Genomic DNA, 17,378 nt, shown 5'->3' on the forward strand with positions numbered 1-17,378 from the left:
GCTATTATGTGTTTTATGTAAATAATGTGAATGACTTTTACATCTGTTACATTTCGATCATGTTAGCCCTTTATGCTCGCGCTTTATTTCAGTTTTTACATGGAAGACAAATTAATACTCGTAAGCCGTTTTCTGGTTCTTGATTAATATTTTCAGCATGAATTGAGCCACCAAGTGCCAGTATTTGCCGCTTGGCCAGTGCCAAACCGAGACCATAGCCACTTTTTTTGGAACTGATACTAGGATCGTCATTTTGATTATTCTGCTCGTTTTGTTTTAGGCGGAAAAAGGGGGTAAATATGTCTTCCAAATGTTTATTTGGTACTCCATGTCCTTGATCTCTGATCTCAATGTCTAGATGGTCTGATTTTTGGTCTAGCTGGACTTTGAGGGTTTTTCCTGCCGGAGTGTGAAATAAACCATTCCTAATGATATTTTCCAACGCTGCAGTTAATGCTTGTTGAGCACTGTTGATGAATATTTCATGATCTGGTTGTATTAGCTGAATGTTATGTTGAGAGAATTCATATCGTGCATCGTCGACAATGACTTGTAGAAGAGAGGTTATTTCTAATGCATCTAATTTGAGAGAGGGCGATTCCGTATTAAACCAAGCCAGTGTTAGAGCATCTTCTATCAAACCTTGCATATTGGAAGATTCATAGCGCAACCTTTCCAATGCTTGCTTCGAATCCAGGTCTTGCTCAACGCAATCTACTGCAATATTCAAGCGTGCTAACGGTGTTCTTAGTTCATGTGATAAATCCGCTAACAACTGTCTCTGGCTTATGATCAATGTACTGATGCGGTCTGCCATAGTATCAAAGGTAGACGCCAAATTGGTGAGTTCATCATGACGGTGTGAAAAGCCTTCATTCGCACGTACATCAAATTTACCTTCGCTAAATTGGTGCGTGGCTCTTTCTAGTTTTTTTAGGGGCTTCATTACATGTTTATATAAAACAAAAGTAATCAGACAGAGTAGTAAAAAGGGAATGGCGATTTGCAGTATCAAATCAACAATAAGAAGATTATTGCCAGGCCGCATTCTTTGGGGGAGTTGAATTAAAAACCGTGTATGGCCATCTGTAAAAGGAATATCCATCGTCGGATTTTGAGTGAAGTATAGGTGAATTTTCCATTCAATACTGCGGCCTAAGGTGAAAGCATCAATGTAATGTTGTGATAACTTTGTATTCGCTAAAGTTGTGATAGAAGGCAAGGCAATTGCTATCCAGGTATTTTCCTTCCTTTCTATTTGATCTATCCATTTTGCTAGAGCTTCCTCACCTTCAGTATTAAGAATTCTCTCAGCTTCCTTCGCGTAGTATTTCAGTTCTTCTCGATAGGAGTGATCAATATAGCTCATGCTTTCCTCGGTATGCTGAGCGACGAGATCAATAAGCCAAAACAGCACTACAGTGCTTACGGCAACAACAAAAAAGAGTTTCCAAAGTAAGCGATTTTTCATCGGTAGCAATATCCTTGGCCATGCACTGTAGAGAGTTGTTCGCTGGGCATACCAGCGGCTACTAGCTTTTTTCGGATACGACTGATGTGCATATCAAGGCTACGGTCATATTGATTATGTGCTTTACCAAGTGCCATTTGAGACAAAAAAGCTTTGCTGAGAGTGATGTTTTGATTTTCCACCAGAAGCCATAATAAGCGGAATTGAATAGGGGATAAGTCAATAATTTGTTGATCGAAATGAACACTCTGCCCAATACGTGACAAAGTGAGCAGGTTGTCGACTAGGTTTAAGGTGCTTTTGGCTTCTTTTGACTGCAAGGTGCGTCTCAATAGGGCATCGACCCTTAGCCACATTTCGGTAAAATTAAAGGGTTTGGAGAGGTAATCGTCGGCGCCAATGCTGAGCCCTTTAATACGGTCTTCTTCGGCACCAAGTGCTGTTAGCATCATAACGGGCGTTTGACGTTCTTTGCGCAGCAAGGTTAAAACATTCAGTCCATTTAAGCTGGGCAACATAACGTCGAGTAACACTAAATCAAAAGAATGTTTGATGGCTTCGAGTAGACCTTGCTCACCGTCCTGACACAGTTTGGTTTGAAATCCTTTAGACTCTAGTAATTGAGATATTCTTTGTCCTAAAAAAACATCATCTTCAATAATCAAAATTTTTGACGTTGACATGATAGACACCACTAAACGAAAATGATTTTCATTCTATTGTTTTTCTTTTGTAAAGTCACATAAATAAAAAATGGTAGGGAAGAGCTTTGTTAGAGCTTTGAGGGTAGGGACGATTGACAATCAAAGAGAAAGTTCATGTCCGATAGACCAGACATGAACTTTCCATTAAAACAAACATCATAATTACATGACGTTGTTTGGCGATTATTAATAGGGGTGGATGATTCTAGAACAAGCATCAAAAGCCACGGCTTATGCCGCGGCGCGATAACTCCGATTTCCTAGAATAAAGAGTACCAAGAAGACACCTAAGCCAATGGCTTGTAACCAAATGTCTAAATTAGGCCACAGCATCAAAACAGCGGCTGCTAGTGCCAAGACCCGAAATGGAATGGACAGTTTGTCTTCTAAATAGCCTTCCATTGCCGCCACTAAAGCGTATAACCCAAAGACACCGAAAAAGCATAAACGCATGAGTGTTTCAGCGTCACCGCCAATAAGTTGGGTATAGGCCATTAATAGCGGCACTATGTATAAACCTTTTGCCAATTTCCATGCTGTCATGCCGGTTAACATAGGCGGTGTTTTGGCAATCGCTGCTGCTGCAAACGCAGTTAAACAGACAGGTGGCGTGACATTACTGTCTTGAGATAACCAGAAGATGATCATGTGTGCCGTGACCAGAATCATTGCCACATGTTCTGCCCCTAACGCTTGATCCATTAGCATGCCTTTAAAGTCATTGGGTACTTGAGCGACCAATGCTTGAGCTTGATCGATTGGCATACCTTGAGCAAGAGAGCTCATGACACCAGGGTCGACTAACATGAAAATAGCGTGGGCGGCTTCTGGTAAGGTGCCAGAGGCAATCATGTCAACCAATTGGCTTTCTGAGATGAGGTTGAACAAAGCCGGGGCCGATAAGGTACCTAGTACAATATAAGATGCCGTCACAGGTAACCCCATGCCCAAAATCAAAGACGCGATGGCAACAAGAACGATGGTGAAAAATAAGCTACCGCCTGCCCAATCAGTGATCAATAAAGAAAAGGTGTTGCCGACGCCCGTTGTGCTGATGACATTGACCACTAAACCGATACCAATCAAAAGCACCGCTGTGGTGGACATGTTTTTGGCACCTTGTGCCATGGCATCTAAAATGGCTACAGGTCCCATCTTGTGCTTTTTGGAAAGAAAGGAAGCCAAAATGACCGCAATGATACTTAAGCCCGCCGCATAGGTTGGGGTAAAACCTTGTACCAATAAGGTGACGAGCACACCCAGTGGTAAAATATGGTGCCAACCTTCTTTGAGTACTTGCGACACGACAATGTTGCTGTCATCTTCTGTCGCGATGACTTTACTGCGTTTGGCTTCAACACGAACAAAAAAGCCAACCGATAAGAAGTAAAGCAGAGCAGGAATGGCCGCAGCACCAATAATGGTAACGTAAGACACCTGAGTATAAGAGGCCATAATGAATGCGCCAGCGCCCATGACAGGCGGCATCAACTGCCCACCAGTGGAAGCGGCCGCTTCAATGCCCGCAGCAAAACGAGCAGGGAAGCCTGCGCGTCTCATTAATGGGATCGTGATGACACCAGTCGACACAGTATTTGCAACTGAAGATCCTGACACAGACCCCATTAAACCAGAGCCTAAAACGGCGACAAAGCCCGGTCCACCAATCATTTTACTGGCCAGAGCACGAGACAAATCAATAATGAAATCACCGGCTCCTGATTTTACTAAAAAAGCACCGAACAAGATAAACATGAAGACAAAGCTCCATGAAATACGTGAGATGGAACCAAACATGCCATCGGTACTAAAGAAGCTGCGATACAGAAGCGTTTCCATGCTTAAACCTGGGAAGGTAAACATGCCACCTAACCATTGCCCCCAAACAACCACATAACTTAAGGCGATGAGGATTAAAACAGGAATGAACCAACCGCTGGTGCGGCGGATTAACTCTAATGAAAGCAGTACCGCGGCACTGGACACAATCCAGTCGGCGGTATCGAAGGTGACGCCTCTGGCATAGAGGGCGTCTTCAAAGAAAATGATGTACAACACCATACCGGCTAGGGCCAAGACAATCAGGCTGTCACACAGTAAAGCGAGCTTACTCTGTTGCCACTTAGGGCTGGCAGGAATCAGTAACGCACACAAAGCGCCAAAGCCAGCAAAATGAAAAGCAGACACCCATAATTCGGGCAAGGTTGCTATGGTGTTGATGTAGATATGAGCAACCGCTAGAAATATCGACAAAGTAAAGACAAAACGATTGATCCAAGGGCTGGAGCGGTGCTTGGTTTCGAAGTCCTCAAGATTGATTTCTTGGTCGTCTGTAGAGGGTGTTGAAGCAGTCATTAAGCTACCTTAGGAATACATAAAGAACAAACAAAGCGCCATAGATAAAACCAATTGAGCATCGGTAAACTATGGCGCTGCATTAAAAGGCGTGTTATTCCGCAATCAAGCGTGCTGGAATATCAATGCCACGTTCACGATAGTAACGTGCTGCACCTGGGTGAAGTGGTACCGGCAAACCTGCAATGGCTTTTTCAATGGCCATAACAGACGTCGCTTTATGGATTGCGCTCAAGTAACCGAGGTTTTCATAAAGGGATTTGGTTAGCTGGTAAACATCGTCTTCTGAAAGATCAGCACGGGCTGCCAAGAAGTTCGGCTGCGCAACTGTGTTGATGTTTTTAGTTTGACCTGGGTAAGTGTTAGCTGGAATCACATAGCGAGTCCATAGCTCGTAATTACCGTTGGCCGCTTTCATTTGTTCATCGGTGAAGTCCAGTACTTGTACCTTATCGCCCATGGAAGCGTATAAACGTGTTACCGCACTGACAGGAACACCGGCAGGGGTATTCATGCCTTCGATGTTGCCGTTTTGCATGGCATCAGCGCTGGCACCGTAACCCATGTAAGCTAAGCTGAATTTGTCTGGATCAATGCCAAGGCCACTTAATTGCTGGCGACCTGATCCTTCCGTTCCAGAGTTTTTCTTACCGATGGAAAATTTATTGTTTGTCCCTTCTAAGTCTTTTAGATCGGCAACCGTACCGGTTTTGGCTAAATCAGACTTCAATACGAAGTGTTCAACATTTTGCCAAAGCATGGAGACAGAGCGTAGTTCGGTTTGCTTACCGGATTGTTTGAAAGGACCTTCACCTTCCCATGCCCATGCACCATATAAGCCTTGTAGAATAGCAAATTGAGCTTGGTCTTCACGCAGAAGTTTGATGTTTTCACCTGAGCCTGCAGAGCTGATAGCAGAAACGGATAAACCAAATTTAGGTTCGAGTTTTACTTTACTCAAAGTCGCAATCGCTACGCCAACAGGGTAGTAGGTGCCACCAGTTGATGCTGTCGCTAGGATGTAATTGCGCTTATCGTCTGCCGAAGCAGCACCAGATGATAGTGCGATGGCAGCCGCTGTAGCACTGCTTAGAATGGCTTTGGTTACAAATCCCAATTTCATATTATTTTTCTCCTCATTATGGGGTGAGTCCAATTTAACTATAGCGCGTTACTATAGCGAAATGCATACCAACTTTTTATCTCATTGAAATATAAGGTTTTTAATTTTATTGTCAGTGTTTTACCCTTTTTTCATCAAGATTTGAGCCGATTCTTGCTGATAGTCGAAAGGGACTGATCGGCAAAAAATGGCTCATGGTGAAAGAGCGAAAAAGCCCTTTTTGTCTGTTCTTTTTACAAATAGATACCTTAGTATAAGCAATATTTTGCCGATGGAGCTGAAAACATAAAATGAAACAAGATCATAATATTCGTGTTGTAATGTTTGATTTGGGCAATGTGCTGGTGGACTTGGGCGACGTTGGGGAAATGCATGCTATGTTGAATACTCAAGGTGAAGAGTCTGAGGTATGGCGTCAGTGGCTACAGTCGCCGGCCGTTGCGGCATTTGATTCAGGTCGAATTTCATTCGATTCTTTTGCTGACGCATTATTAGAGGAAGTGGCAAGTAACACGGACAAACATACCTTTATGCAGGCATTTGAAGCTTGGCCGAGAGGTTTGTATGCCGGCGCCTTGGCCTTAGTTGATCAGGTTAAACCTGAATACCATCGAGCCATTTTATCGAATACCAATGCCGCTCACTGGCCTAGACTCATGGGAGAAATGGGCTTGGCAGGGCACTTTCATCATTATTTCGCTTCCCATCAACTGGGCTTGGTGAAACCGGATCGAGCGGTTTATGAGGAAGTATTAAGGCGCTTGGGTGTCGCGCCACAAGAGATTCTATTTATTGATGACAATCAACTGAACATTGATACCGCAACAGCACTGGGCATTCATGCTCATAGGGTGAAAGGCGTGATCGAGGCTCGTCAGGTTTTGACCCAATATCAGGTACTGACGCAATAATGGCATTTTAATCAAGATCAACCCATTGCTTATGGTCAAAGCGGTAAGCGAAAAAACCTTGGGTAGACAATCGGAGAAGGTTAGATGAGAGGATTTGATGGGCTAAGCTCAAGTAACTATTCACGAACTCGGCCTTTGTATCCAGCTGAATTTTACTATTGGTTATTTCAGCAGGTGAATGCATCCAGTGTGGTATGGGATTGTGCCTGTGGAACTGGGCAAGCGTCTGTTGATCTGGCCGCTTACTTTGATCAAATTGAAGCCTCTGATATTAGTGAGTCGCAAATAAATGCCGCCACACCACATCGGCGTGTCACTTACCAAGTATCGCCTGCGGAAATGACTCACTACCCAGATCAGCATTTTGATCTAGTATGTGTGGCTCATGCTCTTCACTGGTTCGATTTAGACGCCTTTTGGGCAGAATTAAAGCGCGTACTGAAACCAGGTGGTCTGTTTGTCTGCTGGGGGTATAACCGATTATTAATAGGGGAAGCAGAAGATTACGCCATTTCGCAACATGTTATGCCACTCTTGGCGCCTTATTGGCCCCAACAAAGTCGGCTGTTGTGGAATGAATATCGAGACATCGAATTCCCTATAGATTTAATTGACGTGCCAAAATTTGAATTGGTTTGTCACTGGTCCGTTGCGCAGGTAAAAGATTTTATTTTTAGCTGGTCTGGGGCGCAAGAATTTCTGAGTCAACATGGGGAGGAGGCTTTACTGAGCAGTCTTGAACCCTTGGAAAGAGCTTGGCATACGCCACATCAAAAGCAAGACGTTAATTTGCCATTCTTTGTTAAAGCGGGTCGTTTCAATTGATACAAGACATTTGTTGGCTCAAATTTGCCTTTCATAGGAAGATGAAATAGGAAATTAAGACTAAAGTGGAATAGCTAGGCATTAGCAGACCGCTATAGTAGTTCTGCATCCGAATAAAAACATTAACAATGGAGCGGGTTATGAAATCATTATATAGCGCAATTTCAGTTGAAGCGGAAAAGCACGCCAATATCAGTCAGGCCGAGTTTGAAAAACGCTATCAAGAATCGATTGACAACCCAGACGAATTTTGGGGCAGAGAGGGGTTGCGCTTAGATTGGTCTAAGCCATATACCAAGGTCAAAAACACCTCGTTTGAACGAGGTAACATCAGCATAAAATGGTTTGAAGATGGTGAGTTAAACGTGGCTCACAATTGCATCGATCGCCACCTGCCTCAACTTGCCGACAAAGTGGCTTATTACTGTGAAGGGGATTTGGAAAGCGATGAAAAAATCGCGGTAACCTATCAAACCCTACACGATGAAGTAGGCCGATTGGCGAATGTATTAAAACGCCAAGGGATTAAAAAAGGCGATCGAGTCGCCATTTACATGCCCATGATTCCACAGGCCGTTTACAGTATGTTGGCTTGTGCACGTATCGGTGCCATTCATTCCGTCATATTTGGGGGCTTTTCTGCTCACGCGATAGCGGATCGTTTAAACGATTGTGGTGTGAAATTGGTCATTACCGCCGACGAAGGTAAGCGAGCGGGTAACACCATTCCATTGAAACATAACGTTGATATGGCCTTAGACAACAATGCTTGTCCGTCAGTGGAAAAAGTCCTGGTATGCCGTTACACCCAGAAGGACATTCCTTGGGTGGCTGGTCGTGATTTGGACTGGGCTCAAGAAACAGCGAATGAATCAACACAATGCCCAGCTGAGCCGATGAACGCTGAAGACCCATTGTTTATTCTTTATACCTCAGGTTCTACAGGAAAGCCTAAAGGGGTGGTGCACACCACTGGTGGGTATTTGCTTTACGCTTCGATTACCCATGAGCTTGTGTTTGATTTAAAAGCGGACGATGTTTACTGGTGTGCGGCCGATGTGGGCTGGATTACGGGTCACAGTTACATGGTATATGGTCCTCTTGCTAATGGCACAACCAGCATATTGTTTGAAGGTGTGCCGACTTTTCCAGATTCTGGACGCATCGGCCGAGTGGTCGACAAGTTTGATGTGACGATTTTATACACTGCGCCTACCGCCATCCGAGCCTTGATGGCAAAAGGCGACGAAGCCACGAAAAGCAGTGAACGTAAATCATTGCGTATTCTTGGTAGCGTTGGCGAACCCATTAATCCAGAAGCATGGTCTTGGTACTTCAGTGAAATCGGTAATTCAGCTTGTCCTATCGTAGATACCTGGTGGCAAACGGAAACGGGCGGCATGATGATGACGCCAAGAATTGGTCAAGGGGACATTAAACCTGGCTTCTGTACTGGTCCTTTGTATGGCGTTCAGCCAGCATTGGTGGATGCTCAAGGGGAAATTCAAAGTCAGCAAGGTGTGTTGGTTGAAGGCGGTTTAGTATTGACCGACTCTTGGCCAGGGCAAGCTCGTACCGTATATGGTGACCATGAGCGTTTTGAACAAACCTATTTCAGTACCTTCGATGGTATGTATTTCACAGGGGACGGCGCTTCACGAGATGAAGATGGCCATTATTTGATCACAGGTCGAATGGACGATGTATTAAATGTGTCTGGTCACCGTCTAGGTACGGCTGAAATTGAAAGTGCTTTGGTGGCGCACCCATCGGTGGCGGAAGCCGCGATTGTTGGCTATCCGCACGACATCAAAGGGCAAGGTATTTATGTGTATGTGACCCCTGTGTCTGGTATGACACCGGATGATGAATTAAGTAAGTCTCTTAAGCAGTTTGTGCGTCAGGAAATTGGCCCAATTGCGACGCCGGACTTGATTCAATGGGCGAGTCGAGGTTTGCCTAAGACTCGTTCGGGTAAGATTATGCGTCGTATTTTGCGTAAAATTGCGGCAAATGAACAAGATCAATTAGGGGATACGAGTACCCTAGCGGATCCTAGTGTGGTTGATGATTTGATTGAAAACCGTTTAAATGAGTAGACATAGTACTGACCTAATAAGGATAAAATGTGCTGTCACTTGTTATTGCGGATGACCACCCATTGTTCCGTAGCGCGCTGAGTAGTGCGCTGCGGGCAGAAATTAAAGACGTAGACATAGTCGAAGCCAATGATTTGGATTCGACTTTACGTTGTCTGGAACAGGTAAAAGATCTGGATCTTTTGCTACTGGACTTGAATATGCCCGGCAGCGGTGAGCTCTATGGCTTGATTCGTATTCGGCGAGACTACCCAGATGTTCCTGTGGCCATTATTTCTGGCAGTGAAGACAGTGCCTTGGTTGCCAAAGTGATTGAAGCGGGGGCCTTGGGGTTCATTCCAAAGACCAGCGAACCTGCTGTGTATGTGGCCGCCATTAATGAAATCTTGCTAGGGGACATTTGGTTGCCTGAATCTCTTAAAAGAGACGTTGATAATCAACCCGCGGCAGATTTAACCATGCAAAAGCGTGTTGCGGAATTGACGCCACAACAATACAAGGTGTTGTGTTATTTGCACGAAGGTTTGTTGAACAAACAAATTGCTTATGAGTTATCTATCTCAGAAGCAACCGTAAAAGCACATATTACGGCTATTTTTAGAAAGCTGGACATTAATAATCGTACGCAAGCGGTATTAGTCGCCAGTGAGCTCAAATTGCAAATGTCTTCTAATGAGTAGCAAGTAATCGACGCTTAGGATGATTCTTTTTCAGAATCGTTTTTAGGCTGACAGCATGACATCTTTTCTGGCACTGGATCTTCTCCTCCTTCATGCCATGGATGGCATTTAGACAATCTCCTAATGCTTAAATAGCTGCCTTTTATCACACCAAAACGCTCTATCGCCTGAAGGCTGTATTGAGAGCAGCTTGGGTAAAATCGACAGTTATTGCCCAGCAATGGGCTAATCCCATATTGGTAGGCTTTTATTAAAAGCAGAGCAAGGCGTTTTATCATAATATTCTGTCAGCTTTTTGTCGGAAATAAGGATGTATATCCTAGTGTCTATTTGATAATGTAAAACAATTCTTATTAAGACCTTATTATATTATGCCTGATTCTTCTTTAACACTTGATGCTAGCCAAATTGTCGCATATCAAGGCGAGCCTGGCGCTTATTCTCATTTGGCTTGCAAACACACCTTTCCTGATTGGACGAGCGTAAATTGTGCAACCTTTGCCGACGCTCTGCATATGGTCGAACAAGGTGATGCCTTTTACGCCATGATTCCTGTTGAAAATTCGACCGCAGGTCGTGTCGAAGAAATCTATCGTGAATTACGCAAAACACAGCTGTTTGTTGTCAAAGAGCATTTTGAGCCAGTGAATCACTGTTTGATTGCTCGTCATGATATGACCTTAGAGCAAGTGACACGAATCGGCAGTCACCCACAAGCGCTTGCCCAATGTGACGGTAATATAAAAGCGCTGGGAGCGAAAAATCTGGCGATGTACGATACAGCAGGTGCCGCCAAACACATAGCAGAGCAAGAAGAGCCAGGGCTGGCCGTGATTTCATCCGAATTGGCGGCGGAATTGTATGGTTTAAAGGTGCTGCAAACGCATTTTAATGATACTCAAGGCAATACCACGCGATTCTTGGTGTTCTCTCGTCAGCAAAAAATGCCAGTGTACGAATCAGAGCATACCTATATTACCTCCTTTATGTTTCGTGTACGTAACATTCCTGCTGCTTTGTATAAAGCCATGGGGGGCTTTGCTACACAAGGTATTAACATGCTCAAACTTGAAAGTTATATGGTCAATGGCAACTTTACAGCGACCCAATTTTATGTGGATGTGGAAGCGCATTTTCAAGCGCCCGCCATGCAAGCTGCGTTAGAAGAATTACGGTTTTTCTCGGAAGAGGTGCGTATTTTAGGAACCTATTTAGCGGATGAGTATAGGTTGAAGTAGACAGTATGCGATCTCAATTTTTATTATTCTTGTTATGTGTCAGCAGTGTTGCCGCATGGGCTGAAGACGATCTGTTATTTTCTGATGCGGACTTTTTAGCCTCATCTGATCAAGCCAACACAGATTTTTCGGGTTACGATGGCTTTCTAGAAGACATTCCCGTTGTTGTCACGCCCTCAAAAATCCCTCAGCCTAGAGTCGATGTGTCTTCTACCTTGTCAGTGTTAGATGGGGAATTTATTCGTCGAGTTAATGTGCAATACGTTGAGGATCTATTGCAATTTGTGCCGGGCTTTTCTGTTGCGCCGTATCATGCCTCTAGTCAAATCGTCGCGTCTTATCATGGCACTCAATTAGACCAATATCGTCGAATTCAGGTACTGATCAATGGCCGTTCTGTGTACAGCGTTGGGTTAGCTCGAGTGGAATGGGCAACCTTGCCTATTAGCATTGAAGATGTCGCTCGTGTGGAAGTCAACCGTGGGCCAAACGCCGCCAGTTATGGCATCAACTCCTTCTTTGCAGTGGTGAATATCATTACTCGTTCACCATTAGAGACCTTGGGTAATAGTGTTACCAGCTATGTGGGGTCGCAAGGGGATTATCGCTTATATGGTCAGCACAGTGGCTTGAATAAAGATTGGAGTTATCGAGCATCCGCTTCTACGACAAATATAGATGGTTTTGATGTCGACGTTTATGGGGAAGATCGGCATGACGGTCATGGTGCGACAATGGGAAATGTTTTTCTCCAGCAAGAAACCTCTGATAGTCGCTTTGATCTAGACATTGGAGCAAGTCACTTAAAAGCCAATATCGATCCCTCTACTTATGAGGATGAATCCGCTACAGGTTCATACGACACGAATGACCCTTTACGAATCGTCGATCGGGAATACATCAAAGTTGGCTTTAGTCAGCAGACCTCTACACATCACGAATTAAGGCTGCAATATTATTATGACTATTCAGATGCCAATGAATTCCATAATGCCTTCTTAAATAAAGACTTCTATAACGTAATGTTTGGAGGTTCAGAAACAGAACATGTTAATGCTTCTTACGAAGTGGATTTAATAGAAACTCGTCATGATATTGAATTGCAAAGCACTTGGCAGGCGGCAGACCAACTTAGAGTGATTTCAGCATTGGGTTATCGTTGGGAAAAAGCGGAATCGGAACATTATTTATCTGGTATCGCTCGAGATGAAGTGTTTCGCTTGTCTTCTAACTTAGAATATCGAGCTGATCAACATTGGGTGCTGAATACGGGCGCTATGTTAGAACACAGTGAATTGAGTGGGACTTTTTTGTCTCCTAAATTTGGCATGACCTATAGATTATCAGAGCAAGACTCCCTGCGTTTTAATGTTTCAAAGGCGGTTCGTACGCCCGATTTGTCGGATCAACATTTCCGCTGGCACTATGTCTTATCAAACGGCGAGAGTTCAACGGTGACCTACGCCGATGAGGGGGAAGAAGAAGAAAAAATCACCTCCTATGAACTGGGTTATTATCATTACTGGCCAACCAGTGGTCTTTCATTGGACATCAAACTGTATCATGACGAAGTGGATGATATGGTACTCAGCTCAAAAGTTTTTAGTGCTTTGTCTGGTACAGATGCAGTGATAGAGGAAGGTGTGACAGAAGACGTTATTATTGATGGCATAGAATTGGAGCTGGATTGGCGTTCTCGTTCAGGTGCTATCACGCGTTTTACCTATGCCTATCAAGACACACAAACTGATAATTCTCGTCTAGAGCGTGCCACCACGCCAATTATGACCTCCTTGTTCAGTAGTATACCGTTGTCAGACAATTGGTCTGTTCAAGGTTACTACTGGTATGGTAAGGAGCTAGGAGGACGTGATTATCAGTTGGTCAATAGTTGGCTGGCGTATCGACATTCATTTGGCTTGTATAGCAAAGCTACTTTTGGTGCTGGAGTAGAGGCTCGTCTAGACAATAATGCTTTGGTGTCTAGACACAACATTTTAGAAAAAGATGCCTATACTTATGTATTTGCAAGTCTCACCTTTTAAGTTTGGTTGATCAAAGAGTGAAAAGGATTTTGTCTACTTTTTTAGGATGGCTGTTGACGTTTCATGCGTCCGCCGCCATCTATGTACTGCACGATACGGAAGAGAGTTCGGTACGATCCTTGACGTTTCAGCTTTCTAAGCGTCTTGCTAGTAGTGTACCGCCAATCCCAATTCGTCAAGCTTACTTTCTGAATAGCATTAGCCGTATTGAAGATCAGGATGTGGTGATTTCGGTTGGTCGTGATAGCTTTGAACAAGCTTGTTTATCCATGTCGCGAGGTGCACTGTTTGCTCTCTTTATTGGTGAGGAAGAATATCAAACCATTCGAACTAACTGTGCTGTGCCGACCAGTGCGGTTTTTTCGGCTGCGCCACTGGAAAAGCGGCTGGCTCTGCTCAAAGCCATTTGGCTAAACCCGAAACCTTTAGCTGTGTTATATTCTGACGCTATCCAGCTGGATACTGTTTCAATGGAGAGGCTGGCGGCTGAATATGGTTTTAAATTGGTATTTTGGCAAACATCGACAGACCGCATCTCCGTGCTGAGGTCATTGAGTTTACTGTTGGACGATTCGGATTTGATTTTTTCCATTGTTGACAGTCAGTTGTATCAACAAGGCAATGCCCAAGATATTTTGAAGCTCTTATTTCATCAGCAAAAAGTGATGGTGGGACCTTCTTTTGCCTTTGTGCGAGCAGGGGCTTTGTTTGCCATTCACTCCGATGCCAAACACAAGTTGGCGCTACTGAGTGTGATGATTCAAGATTGGACTGAGACTGGCACCATGGCTGAGGCGGCTTACCCCGAATGGCTGCGAGTGAGCTTCAACCCATATTTGGTTAAAGCTCACGGTATTGTTTTGCCTTCAAAACTGTACTTAAAAGATCAGTTTGGACTCTGTTCAGACACCAATTGCTAATAACGCCTGCCCCATAAACGCTAACGAATTTGCAGTGGTTTACTCAGAATCGACCTAGTTTGTTTACCCTAAGAAACGCTTTACTAAACTGGTGAAAGGTACTGGCTTTTCAGCATGTAACCAATGCCCTGTGCCCGCTAATATTTTGAAACTGGCATTGGGGAAAGCGCGTAAAATGCTGTCTTGATTCTCTGCCACTATGTAGTCTGACTTTTCTCCTTTGATGAAAAGAGTGGCAACGGGATTACCTTCGATCAACTCAGGTTTCGCCAAAATGGTTTGGTAAGCGTTTGCTATGTGTTCCACTGCTAACGTCAGTTGTAAGCCTTGATCCGTTTTAGAAAGGTTCTTTAATAGGAACTGACGAATGGGCAAGCTTGGCTCATAGGACGCGAGCAGGTTATCTGCTTCTTTACGGTTTGATAGGCTTTGTCCTTGAAGAGCTTGCAAGCCTTCTAGAATCTTTGTGTGGCTCGGTTGGTAATCCACTGGAGCAATGTCGACCACAATGAGTTTGTCGATCTGGTTGGTTAGACTCGCCATTTGCATGGCAACTTTACCGCCCATTGAATGGCCTAACAGATGGAAGCGTTCTAAGCCCGTTTCCTGGGCCCAATCCAGTACTGCCTGAGCCATTTTAGGGTAGGTGGCCTCTGCCATAGGAGAAGATTGGCCGTGATTGGGAAGGTCAATGCAATACACAGTAAAGTGTTCCGCTAGGGCTTGAGCAATAGAGTGCCAATTATCGGCATTGCCGAATAAACCGTGAATGACAATGAGATTAGGGCCGGTGGAACCATACTGTTTTACGTGTGTCATACTAACCTTGCTTTATCCGAATTTCAGGCTATTGTAGCAAGCGACATTGGTTGGCGTCTTCTATTAGAGTGGTATTAACGTGTTTGACCCGTTTTTTATAAAACAGCTTAAATCCCCCCTGCAAAAATTAGCATGGCGTATCGATGCCGTGGGAATTAGAGCGAATCAGATTACTTTTTTTGGTTTCTTTGTCGGCATGATGAGTTTGCCGGCTCTGTATCATCAGGCCTATGGTCTAGCGTTGCTGTGCATTGTCATAAACCGTTTGATGGACGGTTTGGATGGGGCGGTAGCGAGAGTGCAGGGGCCTACTGATTTAGGTGGCTATTTAGACATTACATTAGATTTTATTTTTTATTCTGGGGTGGTGTTCGGCTTTGTGTTGGCGAATCCTGAAGCCAATGCTGTTGCCGCGGCTTTTTTGATTTTTGCTTTTATGGGCACTGGAAGTAGCTTTTTAGCCTTTGCTATCATGGCGGAAAAACGCAGTATTGAGCGTTTAGAGTACGGTAATAAATCCTTGTATTTTTTGGGCGGTTTAGCAGAGGGAGCGGAAACCATTGGCTTCCTAGTCTTAATTTGTCTATTGCCGAATAGCTTCGTTGAATTAGCGTATGTATTTGGACTGGTATGCTGGATAACAACAGTGACTCGAATCTATGCGGCTTACCAAACCCTGAAGTAAGTTGAGGTTATTCAAAAAAAGCGATTTCGATGTCGCTTTTTACAATGGCGCAGCAGGCCAGTAGGTAGCCACTTTGTACCCAAGCAAGAGGTTCAAATGGGTAGCTAACTTGTCCCCACAATAGCTTAATGGAACAAGACGAGCAGTAGCCTTCACGACACTGGTATTCAACGTGAATACCAGCGCGTTCAAGCTGTATTAAGAGCGGTTCATCTTCGGTTACCAGAATTTGCTTTTTACCCAGCAACACCCGATGAACTTGGTCTTTATCCTGAGTAGGGGCAGTTTGCTCGCCTTGTTCAGGTTGAAAATGCGCTACTTTAGAGATCGAAGTCATCGAAATCCGATTCGTCTAGATCGTTATCAATTTGTCCAACCAGATAGGAACTAATTTCCGCTTCCTGTGGTGCTACCTGAACGTTGTCACTGACTAGCCAAGCGTTGATCCAAGGAATAGGATTATGCTTAGTCTCAAAGTGAGTGTCTAAACCAACGGCTTGCATGCGAACATTACTAATGTATTCAACATATTGACCAAGAATTTGCGCATTCAAACCAATCATGGAGCCGTCTTTGAATAGGTAACTGGCCCATTCTTTTTCTTGCTCTGCGGCTTCAATGAAAATCTGACGCATTTCATCTTTGCATTCAGCGGCAATCGTCGCCATTTCTGGGTCATCTTTACCCGATGCCATCAGGTTAAGCATGTGTTGCGTACCGGTCAGATGTAAGGCTTCATCGCGGGCAATCAGTTTGATGATCTTGGCATTGCCTTCCATTAAAGTACGTTCCGCAAACGCAAAACTACAAGCAAAGCTGACATAGAAACGGATCGCTTCCAGAACGTTGACCGAAGCAACGGTAAGGTACAATGCCTTTTTCAGTTCGTGCATGGAGATTTCAACATCACCTTTGCCCGGTACATGAAAAGTGCCCAGTCCCATTGTGTTATACAGATTCACCATTTCGATCAAGCGGTCGTAATATTTAGACACACTGTCAGCACGTTTGGTAATTTCTTCGTTGTTCACAATGTCGTCAAAAATCTTGGTCGGATCATTCACGATATTACGAATAATGTGCGTATAAGAACGGCTGTGAATGGTTTCACTGAATGACCAGGTTTCAATCCAAGTCTCTAGCTCAGGTAGAGAAACAATTGGCAGCAAGGCGACGTTTGGTGAACGACCTTGAACACTGTCCAGCAGCGTTTGGTATTTTAGGTTACTTAAGAATATGTGTTGTTCGTGTTCTTCTAAACGCTGAAAATCTTTGCGGTCAGTAGAGAGGTCGACTTCTTCAGGGCGCCAGAAAAAGGACAACTGCTTTTCGATCAGCTTTTCGAAAATAGGGTGCTTTTGTTGATCGTAACGAGCAACGTTGACGTTTTCACCAAAGAACATAGGCTCTTTCATGCTGTCGAAATGTTTGCGGTTGAAAGTCGAATAACTCATCTCGCAATAATATCCTCTAATGCGAAAGGACGCGGAATAGCGTGCCTTA

16 protein-coding genes are annotated in these 17,378 nt (G+C 44.2%); 8 read left to right on the plus strand and 8 right to left on the minus strand.

Translation table 11 applies throughout. The features are described 5' to 3' along the window. Nucleotides 1-88: 88 nt before the first annotated feature. The 4 genes from DFP76_RS09830 to DFP76_RS09845 all read right to left on the minus strand — a co-directional run bounded on the left by DFP76_RS09830 (nucleotide 89) and on the right by DFP76_RS09845 (nucleotide 5,653). Nucleotides 89-1,471, minus strand: a complete 1,383-nt coding sequence (locus DFP76_RS09830; protein WP_113874463.1) for a histidine kinase sensor domain-containing protein — start codon at nucleotides 1,469-1,471, stop codon at nucleotides 89-91. Then, nucleotides 1,468-2,154, minus strand: coding sequence for a response regulator transcription factor (locus tag DFP76_RS09835; RefSeq protein WP_113874464.1), 687 nt, complete (start codon nucleotides 2,152-2,154; stop codon nucleotides 1,468-1,470). Before DFP76_RS09835 ends, DFP76_RS09830 begins: the two co-directional genes overlap by 4 nt. Before the next feature lie 252 nt (nucleotides 2,155-2,406). Further along, complete coding sequence (locus tag DFP76_RS09840; RefSeq protein WP_113874465.1) at nucleotides 2,407-4,530, minus strand: TRAP transporter permease; 2,124 nt, start codon at nucleotides 4,528-4,530, stop codon at nucleotides 2,407-2,409. A 94-nt stretch (nucleotides 4,531-4,624) separates the two neighbouring features. Next, on the minus strand, nucleotides 4,625-5,653 hold the full coding sequence (locus DFP76_RS09845; protein ID WP_113874466.1) for a TAXI family TRAP transporter solute-binding subunit: 1,029 nt from the start codon (nucleotides 5,651-5,653) through the stop codon (nucleotides 4,625-4,627). A gap of 290 nt (nucleotides 5,654-5,943) precedes the next feature. Between DFP76_RS09845 and DFP76_RS09850 the strand changes: the two genes are divergently transcribed. The 4 genes from DFP76_RS09850 to DFP76_RS09865 all read left to right on the plus strand — a co-directional run bounded on the left by DFP76_RS09850 (nucleotide 5,944) and on the right by DFP76_RS09865 (nucleotide 10,168). After that, nucleotides 5,944-6,564 carry an HAD family hydrolase gene (locus tag DFP76_RS09850; protein ID WP_113874467.1) on the plus strand — a complete coding sequence of 207 codons (621 nt, stop codon included), beginning with the start codon at nucleotides 5,944-5,946 and terminating at the stop codon, nucleotides 6,562-6,564. An 84-nt stretch (nucleotides 6,565-6,648) separates the two neighbouring features. Further along, the gene (locus DFP76_RS09855) at nucleotides 6,649-7,389 is read left to right on the plus strand and encodes a class I SAM-dependent methyltransferase (protein WP_113874468.1); all 741 of its coding nucleotides are present in this window, start codon (nucleotides 6,649-6,651) and stop codon (nucleotides 7,387-7,389) included. Between the two features lie 140 nt (nucleotides 7,390-7,529). Beyond that, nucleotides 7,530-9,488 carry an acetate--CoA ligase gene (acs, locus tag DFP76_RS09860; RefSeq protein ID WP_113874469.1) on the plus strand — a complete coding sequence of 653 codons (1,959 nt, stop codon included), beginning with the start codon at nucleotides 7,530-7,532 and terminating at the stop codon, nucleotides 9,486-9,488. A 29-nt stretch (nucleotides 9,489-9,517) separates the two neighbouring features. Beyond that, a complete protein-coding gene (locus DFP76_RS09865) occupies nucleotides 9,518-10,168 on the plus strand; it encodes a response regulator transcription factor (protein ID WP_113874470.1) in 651 nt (216 codons plus the stop codon). 14 nt (nucleotides 10,169-10,182) lie between these two features. On the opposite strand, the gene yidD is transcribed toward DFP76_RS09865, so the two are convergent. Beyond that, a complete protein-coding gene (gene yidD, locus DFP76_RS09870) occupies nucleotides 10,183-10,446 on the minus strand; it encodes a membrane protein insertion efficiency factor YidD (protein WP_113874471.1) in 264 nt (87 codons plus the stop codon). Nucleotides 10,447-10,539: 93 nt separating this feature from the next. Here yidD and DFP76_RS09875 point away from each other — a divergent pair, with 93 nt between their 5' ends. Genes DFP76_RS09875 through DFP76_RS09885 form a run of 3 tightly spaced genes read left to right on the plus strand, consistent with a single transcriptional unit; the run spans nucleotide 10,540 to nucleotide 14,371 of the window. Next, nucleotides 10,540-11,406 carry a prephenate dehydratase gene (locus tag DFP76_RS09875; RefSeq protein WP_113874472.1) on the plus strand — a complete coding sequence of 289 codons (867 nt, stop codon included), beginning with the start codon at nucleotides 10,540-10,542 and terminating at the stop codon, nucleotides 11,404-11,406. A gap of 5 nt (nucleotides 11,407-11,411) precedes the next feature. Beyond that, nucleotides 11,412-13,451, plus strand: a complete 2,040-nt coding sequence (locus tag DFP76_RS09880; protein WP_113874473.1) for a TonB-dependent receptor plug domain-containing protein — start codon at nucleotides 11,412-11,414, stop codon at nucleotides 13,449-13,451. Nucleotides 13,452-13,504: 53 nt separating this feature from the next. Further along, the gene (locus tag DFP76_RS09885) at nucleotides 13,505-14,371 is read left to right on the plus strand and encodes a hypothetical protein (protein ID WP_113874474.1); all 867 of its coding nucleotides are present in this window, start codon (nucleotides 13,505-13,507) and stop codon (nucleotides 14,369-14,371) included. A gap of 63 nt (nucleotides 14,372-14,434) precedes the next feature. Here DFP76_RS09885 and DFP76_RS09890 read toward each other — a convergent pair whose 3' ends face one another. Further along, nucleotides 14,435-15,190, minus strand: coding sequence for an alpha/beta fold hydrolase (locus tag DFP76_RS09890; protein WP_113874475.1), 756 nt, complete (start codon nucleotides 15,188-15,190; stop codon nucleotides 14,435-14,437). Nucleotides 15,191-15,269: 79 nt separating this feature from the next. Here DFP76_RS09890 and DFP76_RS09895 point away from each other — a divergent pair, with 79 nt between their 5' ends. Next, the gene (locus DFP76_RS09895) at nucleotides 15,270-15,875 is read left to right on the plus strand and encodes a CDP-alcohol phosphatidyltransferase family protein (RefSeq protein ID WP_113874476.1); all 606 of its coding nucleotides are present in this window, start codon (nucleotides 15,270-15,272) and stop codon (nucleotides 15,873-15,875) included. 7 nt (nucleotides 15,876-15,882) lie between these two features. Here DFP76_RS09895 and yfaE read toward each other — a convergent pair whose 3' ends face one another. Continuing rightward, nucleotides 15,883-16,212 (minus strand): class I ribonucleotide reductase maintenance protein YfaE, encoded by a 330-nt coding sequence (gene yfaE / locus DFP76_RS09900; protein WP_113874477.1) that lies wholly within the window; start codon nucleotides 16,210-16,212, stop codon nucleotides 15,883-15,885. Further along, nucleotides 16,196-17,329: a class Ia ribonucleoside-diphosphate reductase subunit beta gene (nrdB, locus tag DFP76_RS09905; RefSeq protein WP_113874478.1), complete on the minus strand. Its 1,134-nt coding sequence runs from the start codon at nucleotides 17,327-17,329 to the stop codon at nucleotides 16,196-16,198. The genes yfaE and nrdB overlap by 17 nt, the downstream gene beginning before the upstream one ends. Nucleotides 17,330-17,378 lie beyond the last annotated feature (49 nt).

The organism is Marinomonas aquiplantarum (assembly GCF_003314975.1).
GTDB lineage: Bacteria > Pseudomonadota > Gammaproteobacteria > Pseudomonadales > Marinomonadaceae > Marinomonas > Marinomonas aquiplantarum.

Bases quoted from the DNA above. Each gene is read 5' to 3' on its own strand.
- DFP76_RS09875 (WP_113874472.1), top strand. From the start codon at position 10,540: ATGCCTGATTCTTCTTTAACACTTGATGCTAGCCAAATTGTCGCATAT.
- DFP76_RS09880 (WP_113874473.1), top strand. From the start codon at position 11,412: ATGCGATCTCAATTTTTATTATTCTTGTTATGTGTCAGCAGTGTTGCC.
- DFP76_RS09890 (WP_113874475.1), bottom strand. From the start codon at position 15,190: ATGACACACGTAAAACAGTATGGTTCCACCGGCCCTAATCTCATTGTC.
- DFP76_RS09855 (WP_113874468.1), top strand. From the start codon at position 6,649: ATGAGAGGATTTGATGGGCTAAGCTCAAGTAACTATTCACGAACTCGG.
- DFP76_RS09840 (WP_113874465.1), bottom strand. From the start codon at position 4,530: ATGACTGCTTCAACACCCTCTACAGACGACCAAGAAATCAATCTTGAG.
- yfaE (WP_113874477.1), bottom strand. From the start codon at position 16,212: ATGACTTCGATCTCTAAAGTAGCGCATTTTCAACCTGAACAAGGCGAG.
- yidD (WP_113874471.1), bottom strand. From the start codon at position 10,446: ATGATAAAACGCCTTGCTCTGCTTTTAATAAAAGCCTACCAATATGGG.
- nrdB (WP_113874478.1), bottom strand. From the start codon at position 17,329: ATGAGTTATTCGACTTTCAACCGCAAACATTTCGACAGCATGAAAGAG.
- acs (WP_113874469.1), top strand. From the start codon at position 7,530: ATGAAATCATTATATAGCGCAATTTCAGTTGAAGCGGAAAAGCACGCC.
- DFP76_RS09835 (WP_113874464.1), bottom strand. From the start codon at position 2,154: ATGTCAACGTCAAAAATTTTGATTATTGAAGATGATGTTTTTTTAGGA.
- DFP76_RS09850 (WP_113874467.1), top strand. From the start codon at position 5,944: ATGAAACAAGATCATAATATTCGTGTTGTAATGTTTGATTTGGGCAAT.
- DFP76_RS09845 (WP_113874466.1), bottom strand. From the start codon at position 5,653: ATGAAATTGGGATTTGTAACCAAAGCCATTCTAAGCAGTGCTACAGCG.
- DFP76_RS09830 (WP_113874463.1), bottom strand. From the start codon at position 1,471: ATGAAAAATCGCTTACTTTGGAAACTCTTTTTTGTTGTTGCCGTAAGC.